The following is a 15970-nucleotide window of genomic DNA, read 5'->3' on the forward strand; positions in this document are numbered from 1 at the left end:
TTTCTTTTTTTTGGTTTATAGCTAAAAAAGTATATCTTTGACTTATTATTCAATTCAAAATCAATTTCCAATGAAAAAATTAATTGCAGCTTTGGTCTTATTTTTTGCAACAACCTTAAGCATGAATGCTCAAGAAAAAGAATTGTCAGTTCAAGAATTGGCTAAGAAAGATGCAGTAGAATTGGCGCAGCTTGTTGGATTACCCGATACGCAAATTGAGGATTTTTTCCACTTGTTTGAAATGAAACATGAAGTTTTAACCAATAAGAATTTAAGTGTTGAGCGCAAAACGGAGATGAGTCATGTAATTGAAGCTAAAATCAGAGGAACGTTGTCGCCTCAACAAATGGCTACTTTAGAAGCTAACACCGCTGTTTTTGAGCGCCTTGTTGGAAAAGCAACAAAAACCAAGACTACGAAATAAAAAAGAAATTTATATTGTATAAAAAAAGCTCCTCGTAAAGGAGCTTTTTTTTATTTATAGTTGTTTTATCACTTTAGCGACAGCTTCAATTGTGAAATCTAAATCTTCATACGTTAACGCATCCGTAATAAACCATGTTTCATAGGCTGAAGGAGCAATGTAAACCCCTTCCTGCAACAATCCATGGAAAAACTTTTTAAAGCGCTCATTGTCGCCATTTTTTGCCGAATCAAAATCAATAACAGGTCGTGCATCAAAGTGAACCGAAATCATGGACCCCAATCGATTAATCGTATAGTCAATTCCTGAGGCTTTTAACACCTGATCCATGCCTTCGTGTAAATAAGCTGTTTTTGCATCAAGGCGTTCAAAGAGTGTTGCGTCTTCATTGATTGCCTGCAACATCGCATATCCCGCTGCCATCGCTAATGGGTTCCCACTAAGAGTACCCGCCTGATAAACAGGTCCGACGGGTGCCAAATAATTCATGATTTCATTTCGAGCCGCAAATGCACCGACGGGTAAACCCCCACCAATCACTTTTCCGAAACAAACAATATCAGCAGCAATTTGCAAGCGCTCTTGAACTCCTCCTTTTGCAAGGCGAAATCCAGTCATCACTTCGTCAAATATCAACAATGTACCGTGTGCCGTACAAAGGTCACGTAAACCTTCTAAAAATCCCTCAAGCGGTGGAACACACCCCATATTACCAGCCACAGGCTCTACAATGATTGCTGCCACTTCATTGGGATTGGCTTCCAACAACTGTTGGACATTTTGTAAATTGTTGTATTGGGCTAGTAAAGTGTCTTTAGCCGTACCTTGTGTTACACCCGGACTATTGGGTGTTCCAAACGTACTTGCTCCGCTTCCGGCTTGAATCAAAAACGAATCGGAATGGCCGTGATAGCAACCCGCAAATTTTATGATCTTATCGCGTTTTGTGAATCCGCGCGCCAAACGTATGGCACTCATACAAGCTTCTGTACCTGAATTTACGAAACGGATTTTATCAATATTGGGCACCATCGAAATGGCCAATGCAGCAATTTGGGTTTCGAGTTCGGTAGGCATTCCAAATGATGTTCCGCGATCGGCACGTTCTTTTATTGCCGAAATTACAGGCTCATACGCATGACCTAACAACATAGGCCCCCAAGAATTGATATAATCAATTAATCGGTTTCCGTCTTCATCATAGAGATACGCGCCTTTGGCTTTGGACACAAAAATTGGCGTTCCTCCAACGCCTTTAAAAGCGCGAACTGGCGAATTTACACCGCCGGGAATAACTTGTTCAGCTTGTGCAAAAAGCTGACTACTTCTTTGGTATTGCATATTAATTTACACTCAAGGTTTGGCCAATGGAAATGGCGTTTTCAGTTAAGTTATTTTTCTTTTTCAAATCATCCACCGACATATTGTATTTTTTAGCGATGGAAAACAAGGTATCTCCTTTGGTTACCACATGCTGATTACCAATTGTTTTCACTGGAAAAACAGTAGGTTTATCAACGGCAATTGAATCTTTAGATTGTATAATTTGGGGCACAGGTTTCCCCAACACTTCTGCGTCAAAACGATACAATTGGTACTTTTCAATTAAGGTAATTAATTTTGTAGGATAAGCGGGATCAGTAGCATATCCTGCGGCTTTTAGTCCTCTTGACCACCCTTTGTAATCGTCTTGTTCCAAACGAAATAATGCAGCATAGCGTTCTCGTGAGACTAAAAACATCGAATGGTCTTTAAATGATTCGTGCGGATGAGAATATTTTCGAAAACATTCGCCAGCGGAATCATCGTCATAACTCACACTTGGTCCTGTCCATTCTTTATGGCATTTGATTCCAAAATGATTGTTGGCTTGCGTACTTAAGGGTCCGCTCCCCGCCCCCGATTCCAAAATACCTTGACCTAAAGTAATACTAGCGGGAATGCCGTAATCGACCATGTCTTTCTTGGCAATTTCTTTGTACTTATCAATGTATGCCAACACCATTGCAGTAGTTACTTTCACCGTTGTAGTAGCTTGAAGAACTTCTGTAGGCTGTTGATTAACCGAATCTGTAGACGCGTTATTATCGGGTGCTGTTGCTTTGGAATTTGACGTCGAATGGGAAGAAGTTGATGACGGTTTATCAGTAGTTGCAACCGGAGTAGTATTCTGTTTTACGGGAGCAGCATTAGGACGTGTCCCTTTTCGTGGATCGGTTTTTTTTGGGGTTTGTGCTACGGGCTTTGTTGTACGCACTACAGGATGAGAGGTACCGCAACTCATCACAAAAAATGACACCAATAAAAAAAGAAAGACTTTATTCATAGACTTGAATTAAGGGCTGTTTTTTCTTTTGCAAAATTGCATTTACACCCGATATTCCTTGCAAACCACCGGTATGTATAAAGAGAATTTTCGAACCTTTAGGAAAATAACCCGATTGTATTTTATCGAGTATTCCAAACATTGCTTTACCTGTATAAATGGGGTCAAGCGGTATTTTGAAATCGCGATAAAATGTATTTATAAACGCAATCAGTTCTGGAGTTATTTTACCATATCCACCAAACTCGTATCCGTTTATTAAATCCCAATTGTTTCCGGATGCAAAGCTACAAATATCTTGCCGTAAAAAATCACCTACCAAGGCGGGAAAACCTAAAATTTTCACATTGGCCAAATTTGCATGAATGAGTCCGGAAATGGTCCCTCCTGTACCTACTGCTGTGGCAATAAAATCATAGCAAATATCTTCTGGAGTCAATATTTCTGAACACCCTTTTATGGCTAACGAATTGGTACCCCCTTCTGGCAAAATATAAGCTTTAGGATAAAGCGATTGCCAATAAGCTGTATTTGTTTTTAAAACTCTAAAATCATTACGAGAGACAAAAACAAACTGCATACCCCATTGATGGGCTTGAATTAGGGTCGGACTCCACAGCTTGGAATCCATTAATTCATCACCTCGAATAACTCCAATGGTATTCACCTTATTTTCAAAAGCAGCAAAAGCCGTTGCCGCAATATGATTAGAATGGGCACCCCCAAAAGTGAGCACTGAAGTATACTGCTGCTCTTGAATGTATTGTAAGTTATAAAAGAGTTTTCGGAATTTATTACCCGAAATGAGCGGATGAATTAAATCTTCACGCCGTACATACAATTGTACATCATTGAATGTTCCAATATAATTCGTTTCAACCTTCATGGGTTGCAAAATTATAATAAAAAAGGGAGCTAATTGCTCCCTCTTCTTATTGAACTCTTTCGATAATCACTTTTTTACTTAGGGTATGTCCCTCAGCGGTTTTTAAACGAGCAATATATATGCCTTCTGACAAACCGCTTGTTGAAAATTCATAGGTGGAATTATTACCAACATTTTTCTTAGTAAAAATCATTTTACCCAGCATATCGTACAAACTCACTTCGGCCAATTCATATTGCGTTGGATTATTAATGGTAAGCATTTGATTGGCGTTATTCTGAAGCACATCCAATTTTCCAGCATCAAAAGTAGTACTCCCTAACGCTTCATCGGTAAATGTAATTTGAAAACGGTCATTAATTGTTCCAGTAGGCAAGGTGATGCTGTAGGATTGATTTTTAATATCGTGATATAATCCTGTGGTATTATCAAACAAATAAATATTTTCTGCCAAGTCAAAATTAATTAAATCTTTAACCATTACAGTAAACGTTGTAGCTGCATTGGATTTAAATCCAACATTAAATCGCTTACTAATATCAAATGAAGTTGTAGAATGTACAAACGGTTCATTTTCTAGCACCAAATACATATCCGCTGGTAAATTGGAAGCCGCATCTGGAGATTTAGAATCGGCTTTATCAATTCCATCGATGGCATTGGGTAAAAAACAAACGGCTATTTGTCGTACTGCATTCCCACCCAAAGAAGCATTTACAGTAAAATGGGGTGTTGGTGCCATGGATAACTGCGTATAATCTACACCCGCCACATTGGGTATGTCCCAAAAATTGACTGCCCCAATAGAATTTGTCTGATTAGCATTACGTTGGAATTGCGATAAATTAGCCACACCTTCTTGTACATATACACGATGTGAGTTTTTTAAATGTACACTTCCATTAGTGACACCGCGCACCATAAATCCTTGGCCAATAGGCGAAAAGCGACGTTGATACATATTATTTGGCGAACTGTAAACAGTGCCTGGATTTCCTCCTAAATCATAGGTATAAAAAGTAGCCGGAGTATAGACACTCGTCAAACCATTATACACACCATAACCTCCACGATAATCCACAATGTTATGTGAATTTACTGTATTATCGTGCTCCCAAAATAAGGCAGTACCGTCGATGGCAGAATTAGATGGATCCGTTAGGAATGCATTCAAATCAATAGCAGAGGGATAGGGATTTCCTGTTAAAGTAGAAGCCCCTGAACCAACATTGACTACGATAGTTCCATCATTGGGTTTTCCTCTAAAATCATAGCGTTGGCTATTCCCTGGATTATTTGAAGTAGCTTCACTTGGATTCGTGGCATCAGAACCGCTAACTCCTTTCATCGTAAATCCTTGTCCAGGACCAATATTGGTAGAGGCACCGGATTGAACCCATTGGGCGTAGTTAGTTGAAGATAAAAAACGCCAGATCCAATACGATGCTATGGTTACTGCTCCAGTGGAAGAAATTCCATCATAACCAGCAGAGGTTAATGTTGCGGGGTTACTTGTAGTAACTGTGGTGGGAACATTTAACATCGAAATTCCGAAATCCTCATTTCCTGAACCAGCAGAGGCGTTTCCTACCGGTGAACACCAATAATTGTAGGCAAATTGATTTGACGTACCTTCTTGAAAAACAGAAAGTTTACCTACTCCTTTATTGGAGGAAGATCCTGAAGTACCTTGTAGAAACTGGCCTCCATTTCTAAGATATAAGTAGCTATTGTTACCATTTAGTTCTAAGTTGCTACCAGAATATAGTAAAGTGCCCCTATTGAACACATAACTATTATTACTTACATACAATTGTGCATTCCCTTTGGGTAGGAAAAACAACATAATAACGGGCATTAGTAGTAATCTTTTCATAATCAAATAGTTTTGGTATTGTAAAAGTAAGAATAATCTCAATACAATCGATGAAAAATACAAAAAAATCGATGAAATGCATCTTTTAACGTAAAAACCCTTTTAATTCGTTGAAATATAGACGTTTCAACAACTCAAAATTATTCATTATTTATAAATTTTTGCTTAGAATTCTATAAAACAAGAAAAAAAAAGAATTCAAAGCAAAATAGTGACCTTTACTACTAATTTGCTTCATAATCTTTTTCTTACTTTCATCTATAGGTGAATGTATTTTATTTGTAAGTTTTTTCATTATTACAAATACTTTTTGTGTATTTCATCGATTTTTTATGCATTTCGTCGTTATTATATAAAACCATAGCCCTTATATTTGACGTACAAAATCAAATCAATGGAACTATTTTCATCACAAAATGCAAAAAATTCCAAAACCCTAAATCAAAAACATAAAATCTTAAAGACATGAAAAAAGAACTACTTCACCCTTGGAATAGAATATTCTTTTTCTTCCTTTTACTTACAGCAGTTGTATCAAATGCCCAAACCAATTGTGCAACAGCCCAAACACTGTATATTAATGGACCATGTGTTTCGGGTACGGTGAGTGATAACACTCAAAACACCCCAAATTATGGCACTTGTCCAGGCACGTTTAGAAGAGAACGATGGTATACATTCACAGTTTCTGGATCTACGCAGACAATTACAATATCAGCTTCTGCTAGCAATCAAAACCTTGCTTTAATGTTAATATCATCTTCTTCTAGTTGCACTGGATTAACTCAAATTGCATGTGCTAATGCTACTGATACAAATAGTGCACACTCGGAATCAATTACTCAATCACTAACTCCAGGAATATATTATGTTAAAGTTTTAAATGTTGGTAGCAATAACAATATGAATTTGACGAATTTGTGTATTACTGGGCCTACACCTACCAATATCACTTGTGCAACAGCTACAAATTTACCTTGTGGAACTTCTGCTTTACCCGGTAGTACTTATGGAACTACTGGAGCAACAAATCACAATACGGGTTGTACAATGAGTAATAATGGAGTGTGGTATTCTTTTATTGGAGATGGACAAGAAACAACTGTAAGCACCACTGCCATTACGGGCTTTAATCATGAAATGGCCATCGTAAGTGGTTCTTGTGGCAGTTTAACAACTATTACATGTCAAGATTTAGCAGTAGCAGGAGGAACCGAAACCTACATTTTTAATACAACATCCGGTGTCAATTATTATGTATATGTAGCGTCGAATGCTATAGGGTCAACTACTGGCGCTTTTACGATTTCAAGAACTTGCGCTCCCATCTTCAATCCCTGTAGCACAATTACGAACATAACTACTTGTGGCGTTGCAAATTCAGGCACAATAAGTGCTGGTAATGGCATCTACGCAACATCAGCCTGTGGAAATACGACAACTGGACGTGAGTTAATTTACAGTTTCACACCCACTACAAGCGGCTATTATAGCATCAATCAAACGTCTTCCTTTTCAACTATTAATTATGGTTTCAAAACGGCATCAAGTGGATGTAATGCAACGGGGCTAACCTGTATCGGTGCTTATAATGGTGCTGCAACTTCTGGCTATTTTTCTTTGATTGCTGGAACGCAGTATTATTTCATTTTAGATACAAATAATACAACAGGAGGTAGCGTAAATTTCACTGTAAATTGTCCGCCTACTGCACCTGCTAATGATGAATGTGCTGGAGCAATCGCCTTGACAGTTAATTCGACCTGTACTTTTTCAAACTATACACTTGTTAGTGCAACAAATAGCGCAGTAGCGTCACCTTCTTGTGGTAATTACATGGGTGGCGATATTTGGTATCGTGTTGTTGTACCTTCTTCAGGTATTATTAGTATTGATACACAAACTGGTACTTTGTCAAATTTAGGTATGGCATTATATACGGGCTCATGCGGCACCTTAAATTTACATTCTTGTGACGATGATTCCAGTTCGAATGGTGCTATGCCCTATTTGTATGCAACTGGTTTAGCTGCAGGTACTACTGCATATATCCGTATTTGGGATGAAGGCAACAATGAAGCAGGAACATTTGAAATTTGTGTTTCAACACCACCAATCCCCGGAAATGACAACTGCTCAGGGGCGACCACAATAAATGTAAACCCAACAATCAATTGTACATTCTCTGTTGATTCAACAACCGCTGGTGCAACGTTATCTTCTGCCGGATGTTCAGGAACAGCAGATGATGATGTTTGGTTCCGTTTTGTAGCTAAAGATGACAGTCATATTGTAACAGTTACTCCAACTACCTTAGGGAATGCTGTTTTTCAAGTATACAGTGGAACGTGTGCTTCTTTAACAAGTTTAGCCTGTATTAATAATACAACTGCTTCTACTCCAGAAACAACAACATTAACAGGGTTAACAATTGGAGCAACCTATTATATTCGAGTTTACAGTTTCAGTTCTGGTTCATCACAAGGTGACTTCAATATCTGTGTAGCAACACCTTGTATTTTAGGTAATGGGATTGGAACCAATTCCAACGGATGTGTTGCTGCTGTTGTTGGTGCACAAGGTTCGGGTGGGGTTGATCCCGCTCCTGTAACAGGATGTGGTACTTCAACTTGCTCAACGCTTGAAGCTAACTATACTGCGTTAGGAACAACAACTAACTATACTGTCCAAAATATTGCTTACCAACCCCCTTATCAATTTGGTTGTTTAGCCAATTCAATCAGTGTTTATGTAGATGATGTTTGGTCTAACAACATTTCATTACCTTTCAACTTCTGTTATTATGGCAACAATTACAACCAAGTGATTATTGGTTCCAATGGTACCGTTTCATTTGACACAGTAAACAATACTCCAGGAGGATATAGTCAATGGAGTTTTAATACAAACTTACCCTCAAATGCTATGTTCCTGAATACCATCTTTGGGGTATATCACGACATTGACCCAAGTAAAGGTGGTGAAGTAGGATGGGAATTAATTACACTACCCTCAGGCTGTAGAGCTATGGTTATTGGATGGAAAGATGTACCTATGTTCTCAACAACTTGTAACAACTTGTTATATACTGGGATGATTGTATTGTATGAAAATTCAAACATCATTGACATATATGTAAAAGAAAAAAACACCTGTGCTTCTTGGAATTCAGGTAATGCTGTAATTGGTATTCAGAATGCAACTGGAACTGCGGCAGTAGTAGCTCCAAATAGAAACTCTTTAAGCGCCGATTGGAATACCACGAATGAGGCTTGGAGATTTACTCCTTCCGGAGCGTCAATTTCAACCATTACTTGGTATGAAGGCGTGGGTACTAGCGGACCTGTTGTGGGAACGACTAACACAATCAACGTTTGTCCTGTGGCAACAACAACTTATACAGCAAAAGTTACTTATACATTCTGTAATGGTACTATTTTAGAAGTTACGGATGACACCACCGTAAGTGTTCTGGATCGTAAAACATGGAACGGATCAGTAAGTACAGATTGGTATGATCAAAACAACTGGTCGCCAGACAATGCTATTCCTACATTGGATGATTGTGTTATGGTACCCGTTACGCCAAACAACCCTTTAATTTCTGAAACAGAATCATTTGCGGAGGCTAAAAATCTTATTGTATACAACGGTGCTTCGCTAACTGTAGACACCAACAACAGTCTTACCGTTAAAAACACCATAACCATCGAACCCACCGCAACCTTTACCGTTGAAAACGGAGGAAGCCTTGTTCAAATTGACAATGTAGCCAATACGGGGAATGTCAATTATAAACGAAATGTTTCTATCCGTGGTTACGATTATGTTTATTGGTCATCCCCTGTTGCTAATTATAATGTTAGCAATATCGGCGCACCTACAACTTCAAGCTACATTTGGAAATGGAATCCAACTATTGCAAATACCAATGGAGGACAAGGAAACTGGGAATTTGCTTTAGGTAATACAATGACTCTTGGACGTGGATATATAGTGCGTGGACCTAATTCCTTTGGAAATGCTGTGCCGCTTTCATTAAGTACAACGTTTACAGGTGTACCTAATAACGGAAATATCTCTTATACCATTGCTCGTGGATCGGATATTAACACTGCTTACCATACAGGAACGAATGGAAGCGAAATTACCAACTACAGTGACAACTGGAACTTGGTGGGCAACCCGTATCCATCCGCAATTCGTGCGAGTCAATTTTTGTTCAACAACCGTTCTAAAATCCTTGGTAACATTAAAGTTTGGACACATGGCAACTTGCCTTCTGCCATTGCTAGTCCGTTCTATAACACGTACCAATACAACTACAACCCAAGTGATTATCTAACGTATAATTTCACAGGAACAAGTTGTTGTCCAGCAATGTCAGACGATTATTTTATTGGAGCTGGACAAGGATTCTTTGTTCAAATGATTGACGGACCAGCGGCCACAAATACATTGTTATTTGATAATTCATTGCGAAATCATACGTATGCCAATACAACTTTTTACCGATCGTCTTCCTATATCAATGCAGAAATTGCTAATGTCAATTTAGAACGTCACCGTTTTTGGTTGGACTTAGTGAACGCAAACATGGTTTCTGATCGTACACTTGTTGGTTATGTTCAAACAGCGACCAATGGTAACGACAATTTCTTTGATAGTAATACGATGGTTTCCGGAAACATGGCAATCTTCACGATGATTGGAACTGAAAAATTCCAAATCCAAGGTCGTTCCCTACCCTTCAACATTAATGATGAAGTTGCAGTAGGAGTACATATCCCGAGTACTGGTTTCTACAATATTGCTTTAGCAGCTGTTGACGGAATGTTCCAAAACCAAGCAATTTATATTAAAGATAAAGATTTGAACATTATTCATGATTTACGAGTTGGTCCGTACCGTTTCTATGGCAATGCAGGGACTCGATTGAATCGATTCATCATCATCTATAACACGCAACCGAGTACGACACTCAAAATGAATGGAAACGATGAATTGTATATCATTGCAAAAGAAAACATTGAAGTACAAAACACACTACAATCTATCGAAGAGATAACCGTTTTTGATACATTAGGTAGAACATTGGGAAGATTTCAAGGTATTAAAGAAAATGAATTTACAATCAACTCAATCCCTAGAAATAACCAACCTTTAATCGTACAAGTAAAATTGGCGAATGGCGATTTTAAAACGGAAAAAATTATTTATTAACACCTTACTTAAATTGTTAATAATGAAGCCTCTGCACCAGCAGGGGCTTCATTATTTTGTACTTAGTCTGAAATTATAACCGTTTATCGAGTTTCTGTTAAAAGTCGTTTTTTTTTGCTAAATTTTGTGGTAGAAACACGAATAGAAACAAAAACACATGAAAAACATTTACGCCCTAATCGGAATACTATTCCTATGCCTACTACCCACCCTAACCAATGCTCAAGCAACTACATGCGCTACCGCAACTTCTATTACTATTAATGGTGCTTGTTCAACTAACAAAACATTAACTGACACCACAATTGAAAATGGAAATTTGGGGTATAATTGTTCGGGAACCATCACTCGTGAAGGATGGTATACTTTTACAGTAACTGCGGGACCCCAAAACATATCTATTGTGGGTGTAGGTAACAACAGAAATATCGCCTTACAACTGCTCTCAGGTACCTGTGGCTCCCTAACTCAAATAGCTTGTGCCAATGCGACAACCACCAATGGAACGCAAACCGAAACATTAAATACGGCTTCACCACTTGCTAATGGTACCTATTATATCCGTGTTTTAAATGTAGGGACCAACGATTTAACTCTAACAAGTTTATGCGTAACTTCGGCTCCAGCCAATAATTCTTGTGCCAATGCCACCACTTTAAATTGCGGCACTACCAATCTCGCTGGAACCACAATTGGAACCAACGGATCTACCAATCATGGTACAACTTGTAGCATGAGTAACAACGGTGTTTGGTACAAATTCACTGGCGATGGACAAGAAACGACTATTTCTACCACAGCTGCTGCGGGATACGATCATGAAATGTCTATTTCAAGTGGTACTTGCGGAAGTTTTACAAACTTAACTTGTCAGGATAGCGGACTCTCAGGTGGAACAGAAACCTATACTTTTGTTACTACAGCCGGAGTAAATTATTTTATATACATTGCTTATTGGACAACGGGAACAACCACTGGAAACTTCACCATCTCTCGTTCCTGTACACCCACTTACAATCCGTGTAGTAGTATTGCAAATATCAGCGATTGTGGGGTTTCAACTACCGCAACTATAGCTGCAGGAAATGGTTCTTACAGCACTTCCGCTTGTGGTTTTACTACACCTGGAAAAGAAATCATTTACACATTTACCCCATCGGTTTCAGGCAATTATTCCATCATTCAATCAGCCTCTTTTGGTTATATCGACTATCAATTTAAAGCGGTATCGGGTGGATGTAGCAGTACCGGTTGGACCTGTATCGATGATTTAACGGGCGCAGCAACAAGCGCTAATTTTGCACTTACAGCAGGAACTCAATATTACCTTTTACTCGACCCTGAAAGTTCGACAGGAGGCTCGGCAAGTTTTACTATTAACTGCCCAGTGCCTGCCCCTATAAATGATGATTGTGCAGGCGCCATTACTCTTCCAGTGACTTCACTTTGCAACTATGTAACCTACACGAATGCGGGAACAACTGCAAGTTCTGGAGTACCCGCTCCAGGATGTGCGAGTTATTCAGGTGGCGATGTTTGGTTCAAAATTATTGTACCTTCAACAGGAATCGTAACCATAGATACGCAAACAGGAAGTGTCACTGATGGTGGTATGGCTATATACACAGGTAATTGCGGCGGATTGAATTTACTTTCCTGTGATGACGACTCGAGTGCCAACGGACTCATGCCCTCATTAACGGCAACGGGACTCACTCCTGGCGCTACTATCTATGTTCGTTTTTGGGAATTTGGAAACGACAATAACGGTACTTTCGGAATTTGTGTGACCACTCCAGGCCCACCTTCCAACGATGATTGTGCTAATGCAATTGCATTAGCTGTAAACCCAACAACAACCTGTACAATTCCTACTAATAGCACAACTTCTGGAGCAACTTCATCCATGGCAGGTTGTGTCGGTGGTGCCGATGATGATGTTTGGTTTACTTTCGAAGCCTATGATACAAATCACATGATTACAGTAACACCCGGATCTATGGCCAACGCAGTTATTCAAGTTTTTAGTGGAACATGTGGTGCTTTAACTAGCATGAACTGTGTTAATAATACTACTGGAGCTTCCAATGAAAGCATCACTTTGACAGGACTAACAGTGGGTACCATTTACTATATTCGCGTATACACTTTTTCAACTGGAGCATCACAAGGTACGTTCTCCATTTGTGTGACCACTCCTTGTCTTCCTGGTAGCGGCAATGGCAATAATTCAACCGGCTGTCCAACCAACGTTGCCGGTGGTTTAGGCTTAAATGGTAGTGATCCTACACCTATCACCGCTTGTGGAACTTCTTCTTGTACAACATTAGAGGCCACTTACAAGGATTTAGGCAATACTTCAACGTATACCGTTTCATCTATCCCTTACGCGCCTCCTTATCAATACGGCTGTTTGGCAAATTCCATCAGTATCAATGTAGATGATGTGTGGTCTGGGCTCATCACTTTGCCTTTTAATTTTTGCTTTTATGGAAATACATACAGCAATCTAATTATTGGTTCGAATGGAGTGGTATCTTTTAACACAACCAACAATACCCCAGGCGGTTACAACAACTGGTCATTCAGCAATAACCTTCCCAGCACCTCGCTATTCTTAAATTCCATTTTTGGTGTTTATCACGATATTGACCCCAGTAAAGGTGGAGAAGTAGGTTGGGAATTGGTAACCATGCCATCCGGTTGTCGTGCTATGATTATTGGCTGGAATGAAGTACCTATGTTTTCCTCAACTTGTAACAATTTATTGTATACAGGAATGATTGTACTGTATGAAAACACCAATATCATCGATGTTTACGTACGTGAAAAACGGGTATGTCCAACATGGAATAGTGGAAATGCCGTTATCGGTATTCAAAACAATACCGCAACTCAAGCGGTTGTGGCACCTAACCGAAACTCACTAGATCCCGATTGGACCACTACCAATGAAGCATGGCGTTTTATGCCAGCTGGACCTTCTATCACTACCGTAACATGGTTTGAAGGCGCGGGAACATCGGGCCCTGTTGTTGGCACAACTCCTACGATCAACGTTTGTCCTACAGCAACCACTACCTATACAGCACGTATCCGCTATACTTTTTGTAATGGAGCGGTAATGGATGTCTTGGATGATACCACTGTAAATGTAGAACAACTTCTTTCGTGGAATGGATCGGTTGATACAGATTGGAATAAACCAAACAACTGGACACCTAACAGCTCTATTCCTGAATATGATGATTGTGTTATTATTCCTGTAACAGCGAATAATCCTATAATTTCTGGCAGTAATTACAAAGCATATGCGGGCAACTTAATTATTCGAAATGGTGCAACACTAACCGTTGTCTCCAACAATTCACTCACGGTTACTGACTGGATTACTGTCGAACCAACAGCAACATTTAACATTCAAAACAATGCTAGTTTAGTTCAAATCAATAATGTAGCCAATACTGGAAACATCAACTATACCCGTAATGCTCTTATCCGAAAATTCGATTATGTCTATTGGTCGTCTCCCGTGGCTGGATTCAACACCAGCAATATCGGCGCACCCACAACAACAGGATACATATGGAAATGGAATCCAACGATTGCCAATACCAACGGTGGTCAAGGTAACTGGGAAATGGCCGTTGGCAATACCATGACAACAGCGCGTGGTTATATCGCTCGCGGTCCCGATTCGTTTAACAACACAACAGCCTCATTATTGGTGAATACTTTTACTGGCGTACCCAATAATGGTACCATTACAGCAGCCATCTCAAGAGGTTCGGACACCAATACTGCGTATCATGCCGGAACCAATGGCACTGAAATCAACAACTATAGCGACAACTGGAATTTGCTAGGCAACCCCTACCCGTCCTCGATTCGCGCCAGCCAATTTTTGTTCAACAACCGAACAAAAATCATGGGGAATATCAAGATTTGGACCCACGGAACGCTACCTTCTCAAATCGCGAGTCCGTTTTACAATACCTACCAATACAACTATTCACCTGGGGATTATTTGACCTACAACTTTACAGGTACGAGTTGTTGTCCCGCTGCATCCAGTGATTATTTCATTGGCGCCGGACAAGGTTTCTTTGTACAAATGATTGACGGACCCGCTACCAGTGATGTCGTAACCTTCAACAATGGTTTACGCAGCAATACGTATGACAACAGTAACTTTTACCGTTCTTCCGATTACATTATCGAACCGCCAGTAAATGTAAATATCGAACGCCACCGTTTCTGGTTGGATATCGTTAACAGCAATCTGGTATCAGATCGCACGCTTGTAGGCTACGTTCAAGGAGCAACACAAGGAAAAGATAATTTCTTTGATAGCAATACCCTAACCACAGGCGCCATGAGTATTTTTACACTTATTGGAACCGATAAATTCCAAATTCAAGGTCGGGCACTTCCCTTTAACTCTATGGATGAAGTCCCAGTAGGTATCGTAACGCCATCGGCTGGTTTCTATAACATTGCCTTAGCCGCTGTGGATGGTATGTTCCAAAGTCAGAATATTTACATCCGTGATAAGGATTTGAATATCATCCACAATTTAAAAAGTGGACCTTACCGTTTTTACAGCACCACCGGCACCCGTACCAACCGATTTATCATCATCTATGATTATAACTTACGCCAAGAAGAAAGCACCCTATCCAATGAAATCGCTATCGTAACTAACGAAACGATTACGGTGCAATCCACCACCATTCCGATTGAAACCATCACCGTTAGGGATCTATTGGGTCGTGTGCTAGGGACTTTTGAAGGTAATAACGAATATTCGGTGGAATTAATCAATACACCCAAAAACAAGGTTCCGTTGATCATTCAAACCCAATTGGCCAACGGCACTGTAACCACTGATAAAATTATTTTCTAATAAAAACACAAAAAATTCCAAAAAGACCTTCGCTTCAAATAGTGAAGGTCTTTTTCGTTTTGATAGGCTTCTTTTTCAAAGGAAATCGCCTTATAAGCCGCATATTTATTGTTTAACCGCATCCAATGCACCAAAAACTCCACACCGTACCATACGAAAAAAAACACCCACAACAACTCCAGCTGCTGCCGCAAATGGATTTTTTCATGGTTGATCAATACGCTGTCCTCCGCATCTTTGGCATTGCGAAGAATCACAAAGGGATAAATCGTGAGGGCACGAAATCCAACAGGCGTTAAATATTTGGAAACGATGACTTTCATTCCTGC

Annotated in this window: 8 protein-coding genes; 3 read left to right on the top strand and 5 right to left on the bottom strand. The window is 39.6% G+C overall.

The window, feature by feature from the left end:
• Positions 1–70 precede the first annotated feature (70 nt).
• Positions 71–424 carry a hypothetical protein gene (locus tag OLM45_RS00325; protein ID WP_264510995.1) on the top strand — a complete coding sequence of 118 codons (354 nt, stop codon included), beginning with the start codon at positions 71–73 and terminating at the stop codon, positions 422–424.
• Positions 425–478: 54 nt separating this feature from the next.
• Here the strand turns inward: OLM45_RS00325 and hemL are convergent, their stop codons facing one another.
• The 4 genes from hemL to OLM45_RS00345 are packed head-to-tail and all read right to left on the bottom strand — an operon-like array spanning position 479 to position 5512.
• On the bottom strand, positions 479–1765 hold the full coding sequence (hemL, locus tag OLM45_RS00330; protein WP_264510996.1) for a glutamate-1-semialdehyde 2,1-aminomutase: 1287 nt from the start codon (positions 1763–1765) through the stop codon (positions 479–481).
• Between the two features lies 1 nt (position 1766).
• Complete coding sequence (locus OLM45_RS00335) at positions 1767–2750, bottom strand: glucosaminidase domain-containing protein (protein WP_264510997.1); 984 nt, start codon at positions 2748–2750, stop codon at positions 1767–1769.
• The gene (locus tag OLM45_RS00340; protein ID WP_264510998.1) at positions 2743–3636 is read right to left on the bottom strand and encodes a 1-aminocyclopropane-1-carboxylate deaminase/D-cysteine desulfhydrase; all 894 of its coding nucleotides are present in this window, start codon (positions 3634–3636) and stop codon (positions 2743–2745) included. The genes OLM45_RS00335 and OLM45_RS00340 overlap by 8 nt, the downstream gene beginning before the upstream one ends.
• 46 nt (positions 3637–3682) lie before the next feature.
• Positions 3683–5512 carry a T9SS type A sorting domain-containing protein gene (locus OLM45_RS00345; protein ID WP_264510999.1) on the bottom strand — a complete coding sequence of 610 codons (1830 nt, stop codon included), beginning with the start codon at positions 5510–5512 and terminating at the stop codon, positions 3683–3685.
• Between the two features lie 465 nt (positions 5513–5977).
• Between OLM45_RS00345 and OLM45_RS00350 the strand changes: the two genes are divergently transcribed.
• Together OLM45_RS00350 and OLM45_RS00355 are read left to right on the top strand one after the other, a co-directional pair.
• Positions 5978–10735 carry a T9SS sorting signal type C domain-containing protein gene (locus OLM45_RS00350; protein ID WP_264511000.1) on the top strand — a complete coding sequence of 1586 codons (4758 nt, stop codon included), beginning with the start codon at positions 5978–5980 and terminating at the stop codon, positions 10733–10735.
• 157 nt (positions 10736–10892) lie between these two features.
• Positions 10893–15641 carry a pre-peptidase C-terminal domain-containing protein gene (locus tag OLM45_RS00355; RefSeq protein ID WP_264511001.1) on the top strand — a complete coding sequence of 1583 codons (4749 nt, stop codon included), beginning with the start codon at positions 10893–10895 and terminating at the stop codon, positions 15639–15641.
• On the opposite strand, the gene OLM45_RS00360 is transcribed toward OLM45_RS00355, so the two are convergent.
• Positions 15638–15964 (bottom strand): hypothetical protein, encoded by a 327-nt coding sequence (locus OLM45_RS00360; RefSeq protein WP_129461600.1) that lies wholly within the window; start codon positions 15962–15964, stop codon positions 15638–15640. The genes OLM45_RS00355 and OLM45_RS00360 overlap by 4 nt on opposite strands.
• Positions 15965–15970 lie beyond the last annotated feature (6 nt).

Source organism: Flavobacterium sp. N1719 (genome assembly GCF_025947045.1).
In the GTDB taxonomy this organism is placed as follows: Bacteria; Bacteroidota; Bacteroidia; order Flavobacteriales; family Flavobacteriaceae; genus Flavobacterium; species Flavobacterium stagni.